This window comes from Mesorhizobium sp. M7A.F.Ca.ET.027.02.1.1, from assembly GCF_004022985.1.
Classification (GTDB): Bacteria; Pseudomonadota; Alphaproteobacteria; order Rhizobiales; family Rhizobiaceae; genus Mesorhizobium.
This window is the reverse complement of the sequence record NZ_RZOL01000222.1, coordinates 1-9,988: the sequence shown is the minus strand read 5'-3', so window position 1 is coordinate 9,988 and position 9,988 is coordinate 1. Positions and strand designations below refer to the sequence as shown.

8 protein-coding genes and 1 pseudogene are annotated in these 9,988 nt (G+C 63.9%); 4 read left to right on the top strand and 5 right to left on the bottom strand.

Annotation, left to right across the window (positions count from 1 at the left end; translation table 11 throughout):
- The 4 genes from EN749_RS38255 to EN749_RS22240 form a co-directional block, all read left to right on the top strand.
- Nucleotides 1–278, top strand: a 278-nt coding sequence (locus EN749_RS38255; RefSeq protein WP_128363979.1) for a hypothetical protein, incomplete at its 5' end; no start/stop codon positions are given.
- Nucleotides 275–3,205 (top strand): molybdopterin oxidoreductase family protein, encoded by a 2,931-nt coding sequence (locus EN749_RS22250; RefSeq protein ID WP_189367649.1) that lies wholly within the window; start codon nucleotides 275–277, stop codon nucleotides 3,203–3,205. The genes EN749_RS38255 and EN749_RS22250, both read left to right, overlap by 4 nt.
- The gene (locus EN749_RS22245; RefSeq protein WP_127807947.1) at nucleotides 3,202–3,936 is read left to right on the top strand and encodes a 4Fe-4S dicluster domain-containing protein; all 735 of its coding nucleotides are present in this window, start codon (nucleotides 3,202–3,204) and stop codon (nucleotides 3,934–3,936) included. The genes EN749_RS22250 and EN749_RS22245 overlap by 4 nt, the downstream gene beginning before the upstream one ends.
- A gap of 3 nt (nucleotides 3,937–3,939) precedes the next feature.
- On the top strand, nucleotides 3,940–4,875 hold the full coding sequence (locus EN749_RS22240) for a DmsC/YnfH family molybdoenzyme membrane anchor subunit (RefSeq protein ID WP_128287807.1): 936 nt from the start codon (nucleotides 3,940–3,942) through the stop codon (nucleotides 4,873–4,875).
- 6 nt (nucleotides 4,876–4,881) lie between these two features.
- Here the strand turns inward: EN749_RS22240 and pdeM are convergent, their stop codons facing one another.
- The 5 genes and pseudogenes from pdeM to EN749_RS22215 all read right to left on the bottom strand — a co-directional run.
- Nucleotides 4,882–5,598: a ligase-associated DNA damage response endonuclease PdeM gene (pdeM, locus tag EN749_RS22235; protein ID WP_128363978.1), complete on the bottom strand. Its 717-nt coding sequence runs from the start codon at nucleotides 5,596–5,598 to the stop codon at nucleotides 4,882–4,884.
- Nucleotides 5,595–8,144, bottom strand: coding sequence for a ligase-associated DNA damage response DEXH box helicase (locus tag EN749_RS22230; protein WP_127811262.1), 2,550 nt, complete (start codon nucleotides 8,142–8,144; stop codon nucleotides 5,595–5,597). The genes pdeM and EN749_RS22230 overlap by 4 nt, the downstream gene beginning before the upstream one ends.
- Nucleotides 8,145–8,345: 201 nt before the next feature.
- The gene (locus EN749_RS22225) at nucleotides 8,346–9,206 is read right to left on the bottom strand and encodes an NlpC/P60 family protein (RefSeq protein WP_128363977.1); all 861 of its coding nucleotides are present in this window, start codon (nucleotides 9,204–9,206) and stop codon (nucleotides 8,346–8,348) included.
- 30 nt (nucleotides 9,207–9,236) lie between these two features.
- Nucleotides 9,237–9,587: a MarR family winged helix-turn-helix transcriptional regulator gene (locus tag EN749_RS22220; RefSeq protein WP_013533675.1), complete on the bottom strand. Its 351-nt coding sequence runs from the start codon at nucleotides 9,585–9,587 to the stop codon at nucleotides 9,237–9,239.
- A gap of 73 nt (nucleotides 9,588–9,660) precedes the next feature.
- Nucleotides 9,661–9,988 (bottom strand): annotated as a pseudogene (locus tag EN749_RS22215) (M17 family metallopeptidase); the annotation flags it as partial.

Genomic DNA, 9,988 nt, shown 5'->3' with positions numbered 1-9,988 from the left:
GTATTAAGAACCAATATCGATCGAATTTACAAGAACAACTGATTAGACGGATCGATAGCTTTATTCTAAGTTTCCTCGTGAAGTTAGAAAAAATTCGCCGAGAGATCGCAGAGAGCAGAATGATCGGGCGGTTCAGATCCCTGCTTGCGCATTGGACCCGCGGCATAAGACGGCGGCTGGCCGGTGATCGCTACCACCCGGAAGAGCATTACATGCGCGGCCCCGGACCGAAGACGCGGGCCAAATCCATGGGCCGTACAGGCGCCACCGGATCATGATGCAGGGACCGCCGCGCGGCGCGAATTCGGCACCATCGCAACGCCCGCTTGCCGACACGCGGGCGCCTGACGAAGGCGACGGCGTCGACACCTCGCCTGATGTTTCCGACAGCATCGCCAAGACGACCTGCTACATGTGCGCCTGCCGCTGCGGCATCGACGTGCACATCAAGGATGGCAAGGTCCGCTACATCAACGGCAACAAGGACCATCCGGTCAATCGCGGCGTGATCTGCGGCAAGGGCAGCTCCGGCATCATGCAGCACTACAGCCCGGCAAGGCTGAAGAAGCCCTTGCTGCGCAGCGGGCCGCGCGGCTCCGGCGAGTTCCGCGAGATCGAGTGGGAAGAGGCGTTTTCGATCGCGACGGAACGGCTCTCGGCCATCCACCGGACCGATCCCAGGAAGCTGGCCTTCTTCACCGGCCGCGATCAATCCCAATCCTTGACCGGCTGGTGGGCGAGCCAGTTCGGCACGCCGAACTTTGCCGCCCATGGCGGCTTCTGTTCGGTCAACATGGCGGCCGGTGGTCTCTATACGATCGGCGGTTCGTTCTGGGAGTTCGGTGAGCCCGACTGGGACAACACCCGGTATTTCATGCTGTTCGGCGTCGCCGAGGATCACGATTCCAACCCGATCAAGATCGGCCTCGGCAAACTCAAGGCGCGCGGCGCCAAGGTCGTCTCGATCAACCCGTGCCGCACCGGCTACAATGCCATTGCAGACGACTGGATCAGCATTCGGCCCGGCACCGATGGGCTGTTCGTGTTCGCGCTCATCCACGAATTGCTCAAGGCGGGCCGCGTCGATCTCGATTATCTGCTGCGCTACACCAATGCCCATGTTCTCGTCGTGCAGGAGCCGGGTGCCGCCGATGACGGGCTGTTCGTGCGCGACGCCGACGGAAATCCGCTGGCGTGGGACAGGGTTGCGAAGACGCCTGTCGGCGCCACCGATGCCGGTGCGAAGCCGGCACTGACGGGCAGCTTCACGATCGGCGGGCGCCACAGCGTCCCGGTGTTCCAGCTCATCGCCGACCGCTACCTCGATGAGAGCTATGCGCCGGACGCGGTCGCCGAGCGCTGCGGCATTGCCGCCGATACGATCCGCAGGATCGCCGCCGAACTTGCGCATGTCGCCTTCGAACAGACGATCGAGTTGCCGATCGCGTGGACCGATTGGGCCGGGCGCCGGCACGAGACGATCAAGGGGCGGCCTGTCTCGATGCACGCCATGCGCGGCATCTCGGCCCATTCGAACGGCTTTCACACCTGCCGCGCCATCCATCTCCTCCAGGTGTTGCTGGGCACGGTGGATGTCCCTGGCGGCTTCCGTTTCAAGCCGCCCTACCCCCGCTCCGCTCCGCCCGGTCCCAAGCCAGCCGGCAAGACCGTCAAGCCGATGACGCCGCTTGACGGCATGCCGCTCGGTTTCGTCTGTGGGCCGGACGATCTTTTGGTCGATGAGGCCGGCACGCCGCTTCGCATCGACAAGGCCTATTCCTGGGACGCACCGCTGGCGGCACACGGCCTGATGCACACCGTCATCCGCAATGCCTGGGACGGCGACCCGTACCCGATCGATACACTGATGATGTATATGTCGAACATGGCGTGGAATTCCTCGATGAACACCGTCGAGACAATCGCCATGCTGACCGACCATGACGATGCGGGCAACTACAAGATCCCCTTCATCATCTATTCCGATGCCTATTATTCCGAGACCGTGCCGTTCGCCGACCTCGTGCTGCCCGACACCACCTATCTTGAGCGGCATGACTGCATCAGCCTGCTCGACCGGCCGATCAGCCATGCCGACGGACCCGGCGACGCCATCCGCCATCCCGTCGTCGAACCTGATCGCGACGTCCGGCCGTTCCAGTCGGTGCTGATCGAACTCGGCGCGCGGCTCGGCCTGCCCGGTTTCATCAATGAGGACGGCGCGGCCCAGTACCGCGATTATGCCGACTACATCGTCAACCATGAGCGCACGCCCGGCATCGGCCCGCTCGCCGGCTGGCGCGGCAAGGATGGGACCTCGACCGGCAGGGGCGAGGCCAACCCGGACCAGCTGCAGCGCTACATCGACAATGGCGGCTTCTGGCACCACGATTTCGCCGACGACCAGCGCTACTACAAGATGGCCAACCGCTCTTATCTCGATTTTGCGGTGCAGATGGGCTTTATCCCCAAGGCCGAGCCGATCGTCTTCCAGCTCTATTCCGAGCCGCTGCAGCGTTTCCGTCTGGCCGCGCGTGGGCACGGTCGCGTCTTGCCGCCGGCGGCTGATCGCCAGCGCATCGAGACCTTTATGGACCCGCTGCCGTTCTGGTACATGCCCTTCGAGGAAGCGGTCGTCGACCTTGGAAAATATCCGCTGCATGCGCTGACGCAGCGGCCGATGCATATGTACCATTCCTGGGGATCGCAGAATGCGTGGCTGCGGCAAATCACCAGCCAGAATCGGCTGTTCGTGCATCACCGGACGGCAGCTGGCCTCGGCCTGGTCGATGACGACTGGGTGTGGATCGAGAGCATCAACGGCAAAGTGAAGGGGCAGATCAAGCTGATCGACGGGGTGAACGAAAGCACGGTCTGGACCTGGAACGCCATCGGCAAAAGGCGCGGCAGCTGGGGGCTGAAGGACGATGCGGCGGAATCCAACCGCGGCTTCCTGCTCAACCACATCATCGGCGACCAGACCTCGGCCGACGCTCAGGGCAAACGCTATTCGAATTCCGATCCGGTCACCGGCCAGGCGGCGTGGTTCGATTTACGCGTGCGCATCGTCAAATGCGCAGCGGAGGAAGCCGGCTTCACCGAGCCGCAGTTCGAACGTTTCCAGCAGCCGCCGCATTTCGAACCCTCGCCCGACAGACTGACTTTCGGCGCTGAATTCCGCCGGGCAAGAGAGGCGGCAAAATGACATGTCTGCCAAGTCAAAGCGGCAAGAAGCTCGGCCTCGTCATCGATCTCGATACCTGCGTCGGCTGCCAGGCCTGTGTCACCGCCTGCAAGGAATGGAACACCGGCGGCCACATGGCGCCGCTGACCGACATCGACCCCTATGGCGGCCATGTCGACGGCGTCTGGTTCAACCGCGTGCACGCTTACGAGCACACCACCGAGATGGGCGGACGGACGGTGAACTTCCCGCGCTCCTGCCTGCATTGCGAGACGCCGGCCTGCGTCACCGTCTGCCCGACCGGCGCCTCCTACAAGCGGGCCTCGGACGGCATCGTGCTGATCGACGAGGACAAGTGCATCGGCTGCAAATTGTGCAGCTGGGCCTGTCCTTACGGTGCACGCGAATTCGACACCGATGTCAGGGTGATGAAGAAGTGCACGCTGTGCGTCGACCGCATCTACAATGACAATCTGGCCGAGGAAGACCGCGTGCCGGCCTGCGTCGCCGCTTGCCCGACCAGCGCCCGGCATTTCGGCGACCTAGGCGATCCCCTGTCGGCTGTCTCGCAACTGGTGGCGGAGCGTGGCGGCGTCGACCTGATGCCTGAGCTCGGCTATCGCCCAACCAACAAATATCTGCCGCCGCGCGCCCACAGCAAGCGCGCCGCATCGGTGGCCGCGCCGGCATTGGAACCGGTGCGGGCCGAAGGCGGTTTCCTCGGCTGGGTCGACCGCATGCTTTCGAACTAGCCCATGCATCCGGCCTTCTCCGTCGTGTTCTTCACCACCGCCACCGGTGCGGGCTACGGCCTGCTCGCGCTGCTGGGCGTGCTCGGAGGCTTCCAGTTCATCCCCCCCGATTTCTGGCTGGGCTTCATCGGCATGGGGCTGGCACTCGGCCTGATCGTGGCCGGCCTGTTGTCCTCAACGGGTCATCTCGGCCGCCCCGAACGCGCCTGGCGGGCGTTCTCGCAGTGGCGCAGCTCATGGCTGTCGCGCGAAGGCGTCGCCTCGGTCATCACTTTCATTCCGGCGGGACTGTTCGGCATCGGTTGGATATTCTTCGGCAAGACCGATGGCTGGGCCGGCATCGCCGGATCTCTGGCCGCCATCGGCGCAATCATCACCGTCTGCACCACCGGCATGATCTATGCGTCGCTGAAGCCGATCGCCCAATGGCACAGCCACTTCACCCTGCCCGGCTACCTCATCTTTTCGGCGATGACCGGCAGCGTGCTGCTGAACGCGCTGCTGCAGGGCTTTGCGCTTGGTTCGAAGGTGCAGCTGGCGGCTTGCCTGCTGCTGACCTTGTTCGGCTGGGGCTGGAAGCTGGCGACCTGGCGCCACAACGACCAACTGGAAATCCCGACCACCGCCAACACCGCGACGGGGCTGGTCGGCGGCACGGTGCGGTCGCTGGAATGGCCGCATACCGAGGAGAATTATCTGCTCAAGGAAATGGGCTTTCGCATCGCGCGCAAGCACGGCGCGCGGCTGCGCCAGATCACGCAGCTTCTGGCCTTCGCGTTGCCCTTGGGGGTGCTCGCCATTGTGTTCGCCCTGCCATGGCCGCTGGCAGCGTTGCTGTCGGTACTTGCTGCTGCAATCCAGTTCGCCGGCATGCTGGTCGAACGTTGGCTGTTCTTCGCCGAGGCGAAGCACACGGTTACGCTCTACTATGGCAGGTAAGGCTGTTTAGCCCGACCGCAGCATCGAGCCGGAAATGGCAAAGATGCGTTGGGCGCCCAGCATATAAGCCATCAGCGTGTCCAGCCGGAACAGCCCGGCATAGGCGCGGTCGAGCACGTTGAGCGAACCGGTATAGGCGCCGAAGGCCGGCATGATCATGCGGCCGCCATCGCCGGCAAAGCAGCGCCGCCTCACCGAGCGTCCCTGCTGGACTATGCGGGCGCAGGGATGCAGATGGCCCGCTATTTCGCCTTCGACACGCTGCTTCGACGGCTCATGCCGGAACAGCAGCGAGCCTATAGCAAGTTCACGCACCGTTTCGCCGGGGAGATCGGCTGGCGCTTCCGGGTCATGGTTGCCGGCGACCCAGAACCAGTCTCGGCCTGATATCAGCGCTTCCAGCCGCTCGCGGAAGCTTGCATGCATACGCTGGGCGCCGCCGCCATCGTGAAAGCTGTCGCCCAGGCTGATGACGATCGACGGCTGGTAGTCTGATATCACGGCCTGAAGCCGCAACAAGGTCGCGCCGGTGTCGTAGGGCGGGATCAGCGTGCCGCGGCGTGCCAGCGACGAACCCTTTTCCAGATGCAGGTCGGACACGGCCAGAAGCCGCAGATCCGGAAAATAAAGCACGCCGCGCGGGTCGCAGACGGCGCGCTCGCCTGATATGCCGACAAGGTCGGCCTCGGCAATCAGCGATGTGCGCGCCAGCGAAAAATTCATTCCTCAGCCATTTCCGGCCCCATGGCCTCCTCGACCAAAGTCGCCGCATCCATCAAAAGCGTTTCATCGGCTTCGCCATGGACCGGCATCTTGCCGATCTCGAGCATGATCGGCACGGCGAGCGGCGATATCTGTTCGAGTGCCTTATGCACGATTCGACCCTGGATGCGCGAGAGCATGTCGGCAAGTCTGCTGACATCGAGCAGGCCGGTGGCCGCATCGGCACGTGTCGCCTGAAGCAGGATGTGGTCCGGTTCATGGCTGCGCAGCACGTCGTAGATCAGGTCGGTCGAGACCGTGACCTGGCGACCACTCTTTTCCTGGCCCGGATGGCGTTTCTCGATCAACCCCGAAATCAGCGCGCAATTGCGGAAGGTGCGTTTGAGAAGCCAGCTGTCGGCCAGCCAGGCTTCGAGGTCATCGCCCAGCATATCCTGGTCGAAAAGGGCGCCAAGCGAGGGCTTCCTTGCTTTGAACATCGCGCCCATGTCGCCCAATGACCATATCGCCAGCGCATAGTCGGTGGCGACAAAGCCGAGCGGCCTGGCTCCTGCCCTGTCGAGACGGCGGGTGAGCAGCATGCCGAGCGTCTGGTGCGCCAGCCTGCCCTCGAACGGATAAGCCACCAGATAATGGCGGTTGCCTCGTGGAAAGGTCTCGATCAGCAGGTCATCGCGTTTGGGCAGCACCGATTTGTCGGCCTGGAATCGCAGCCAGTCGGCGACCTGCTCGGGCAGCTTCTTCCATCGCTGCGGGTCGTCCAGCATGATGCGGACCTGTTCGGCGAGATAGGTCGAAAGCGGGAACTTGCCGCCACCATAGTAAGGCACCTTGGCATCGCTGCCGGGCGCGTTCGAGACGAAGCATTCATTCTCGCGGATGCCTTCGAAGCGGAGAACCTTGCCGGCGAACATGAAGGTGTCGCCATGCGTTAGCGTTTCGAGGAAGGCCTCCTCGATCTTGCCGAGAACCCTGCCGCCGCGCGACGCCGCGCCCTTGCTGCCCGCTTGCACATAGCGCACGTTAAGCGCCGGCACCTCGATGATGGTGCCGACATTCAGCCGGTATTGCTGGGCGATACGAGGATTGGACACCCGCCAGAACCCATCCTTGTTCAGGCGTATGCGGGCGTAGCGCTCGTAATTCTTGAGCGCATAGCCGCCGGTGGCGACGAAATCGATGACGCGGTCGAATGTCGTCCGGTCGAGGCTGACATAGGGCGCAGCCGTACGCACTTCCTCGAACAGGTCATCGGCACGGAATGGCGCGCCGCAGGCGCAGCCGAGCACATGCTGGGCCAGCACATCGAGCCCGCCATCGATCAAGGGAGGCGTGTCCTGCGCGCCGAGATAGTTGGCGTCGAGGGCGGCCCGGCATTCCAGCACCTCGAAGCGATTGGCGGGAATGAGGATCGCCTTGGACGGCTCGTCCATGCGGTGGTTGGCGCGGCCGATGCGCTGCGCCAGCCGGCTCGCCCCCTTCGGCGCACCGACATGCACAACCAGATCGACATCGCCCCAGTCGATGCCGAGGTCGAGCGTCGAGGTGGCGACGATGGCGCGCAGTGCGTTTTCCCCCATCGCCTTTTCGACGCGCCGGCGCTGGGCGACGTCGAGCGAACCGTGGTGCAGCGCGATCGGCAAAGTGTCCTCGTTGACCCGCCACAATTCCTGGAACAGCAACTCCGCCTGGCTGCGCGTGTTCACGAACAGCAGGGTCGTCTTGTGGCGCTTGATCTCGCGATAGATTTCCGGCGTGGCGTAGCGCGCGGAATGTCCCGCCCAAGGCACGCGCTCTTCGGAATCGAGGATGGAAATCTCCGGTTTAGCTCCCCCGGTGACGACGATCAGTTCGGCCATGCTATGGCCGGTCGGACCCTTGGGCGGATTCTGGCTGACCAGCCAGCGCCGCAACTCGTCCGGTTCGGCCACCGTCGCTGACAGGCCGATCGTCTGCAGGCCGGGGACAAAGCTGCGCAGCCGCGCCAGGCCGAGCGCCAGCAGATGCCCGCGTTTCGACGTCACCAGCGAGTGCAACTCGTCGAGCACGACGTAGCGCAGATCCTCGAAGAAGCGTCGTGCATCGCCTGCCGCAATCAGCAGCGCCAGTTGCTCGGGCGTGGTCAGCAGGATGTCGGGCGGCACCAGCTTCTGGCGCTGGCGCTTGTGGGCGGGAGTGTCGCCGGTGCGCGTCTCGATGGTGACGGGAAGGCCGATTTCCTCCACCGGCTTGCCGAGATTGCGCTCAATATCGACGGCAAGCGCCTTCAGCGGCGAGATGTAGAGCGTGTGGATACCGCGACGCGCCTGGCCCGGCTTTCTCTTGGGCCGGTTGGCCAGTTCAGTGAGCGAAGGCAGGAACCCGGCCAGCGTCTTGCCGGCACCGGTCGGCGCAATCAGCAGGACTGATTGCCCGGCCTGGGCTTTCGCCAGAAGTTCGATCTGATGGGCGCGCGGCGACCAGCCTTTCTCGCCAAACCATCTGAGGAATGGTTCGGGCAGGGCCACGGCGGCATTCTGTTCGGCAAGGCGCGGCTGCTCTGTCACCCGCCAGAGGTAGCGCGACGGCACGCGAACGCCAAGGAAAATCGGAACAAAAGGTGATCGAGGTGAGCTTTCCTCGCCCCGTTTACGGGGAGAGGATGCCGGCAGGCAGGTGAGGGGCAGCGCGAACCTTCAAATGCTGGCACTGCCCCTCATCCGCCCTTCGGGCACCTTCTCCCCGTGAACGGGGCGAAGGAAGAAAGGCTACGGCCTCCTGAACCCGGTCGGACCGCCGTAAAGATATCCGATGCGGGCGACGGCGTCCTTCAGTCCTTCGCGCGACACCAGCATGGTGTGGCCGTTGGCGTGGATCATCGTGTCGGCGTCGGTCATGACGGCGACATGGCCCTTCCAGAACACCAGATCGCCGCGTCGCAACCCGGAGAAATCAGGTCCCGGTTCGAGCGGCTCGCCAAGTGTCGCCGCCTGCATGTCGGAATCGCGCAGCACGTCTCTGCCGGCCATGCGCATCGCCAATTGCACCAGACCCGAACAGTCGATGCCGAAACCGGAAGTGCCACCCCAGAGATAGGGCGTGCCGAGAAACGCTTCGGCAACTGCGACATAGTCGGAGGCAGCTTCACTGAGCGGCCGCAGATGACCTGCAATCAGCGTCTCCCCGGAAGGCAGGACCGCATAGTGCGTACCGCGTGTCTCGGCGGCCTCCGTCACCGTCACCGTCGATCCCATCGACAATTGTCCGGCGATTGGAAAGCGCAGATCCGGCCCGGGGTAGAGGAAGGTGCGCGGCACGCAGACGATGTGCGTCGGCGCATGGTCCCGTTTGCCCAGCATCGTGTCGGCGACGTAGCCGACATAGCCGTCGCGTTCGGCCTGGACCCACGCCCAGCCCTCAGCGACATCGAAGACCAGGACATCGTCGCCGAACAGCGCTTGCGTGTTGACGCCGGCGTCCGGCCGCGGCGCCTTGCGCATATCGGCCACTGACGCGGTGACCCGCGCCGGCCGGCCGGCGACGAAGCGCTCGGCGGTGACCTCGCCCTTCAGCCGCGCATCGGCGAGGTCGGAGCGAAAAGCGTGAAGGCGGGCATCCCTGGCAGTCAAATCGAACACTCTGTTGAAAAGGTAATGCGCTCACATCGGCAGTTCGAGCGCCTTGGCGATGATACCATCGCCGAAGCGCTCGACAAAGAGCGCGCCCTCGACCGTGCGCCTGATCAGAACATTGCGCTTGTCGAGTTCGTCGCGATGGCGCGACACAAGTTTCAAAGCGCCCATCGTGTCGAGGGCGCGGGTGATCACCGGCTTGGTGACATTGAGGCGCGCGGCGAGCCCGCGCACGGTGTGTGGCGGCGGATCGAGATAGATGGTGAACAGGATTGCCGTCTGGCGCATGGTCAGATCGGGCGCGTCGTCGCGCACCTGTGACAGCATCACTTGCTGCCACAGTCGCAAGGCCTGGCTCGGGCGCATAGCAATCGACATCGCGCCAGCATGACGGCAAATTGTTTCGGTTCCGTTTCAGTCGAGGCAATTTTGCCGGCTCCGCCTGCAACCGTCAGCCGTAGCGTTTCGCGATGATCCGCTCTAGGGCGCGGATGCCTTGTGCCTCGCCGCCGGCGGGGCCATGCGGACGATCGGCCGGGTTCCAGGCGAAGATGTCGAAATGCGCCCAGCCCTCGGTCTTTTCGACGAAGCGTTTCAGGAACAGCGCCGCCGTGATCGAGCCGGCGAAACCGTCTGATGTGACATTGTTGATGTCGGCAATTTTCGACGACAGTTTTGCATCATAGGGCCGCCACAGCGGCATGCGCCACAGAGGGTCCTCGGCCGCGACGGAAGCCGCCGCAAGATCGGATGCCAGCGCTTCGTCACTTGTGTAGAAC

Bases quoted from the DNA above. Each gene is read 5' to 3' on its own strand.
- EN749_RS22250 (WP_189367649.1), top strand. From the start codon at position 275: ATGATGCAGGGACCGCCGCGCGGCGCGAATTCGGCACCATCGCAACGC.
- EN749_RS22220 (WP_013533675.1), bottom strand. From the start codon at position 9,587: ATGTCGATTGCTATGCGCCCGAGCCAGGCCTTGCGACTGTGGCAGCAA.
- EN749_RS22240 (WP_128287807.1), top strand. From the start codon at position 3,940: ATGCATCCGGCCTTCTCCGTCGTGTTCTTCACCACCGCCACCGGTGCG.
- EN749_RS22245 (WP_127807947.1), top strand. From the start codon at position 3,202: ATGACATGTCTGCCAAGTCAAAGCGGCAAGAAGCTCGGCCTCGTCATC.
- pdeM (WP_128363978.1), bottom strand. From the start codon at position 5,598: ATGAATTTTTCGCTGGCGCGCACATCGCTGATTGCCGAGGCCGACCTT.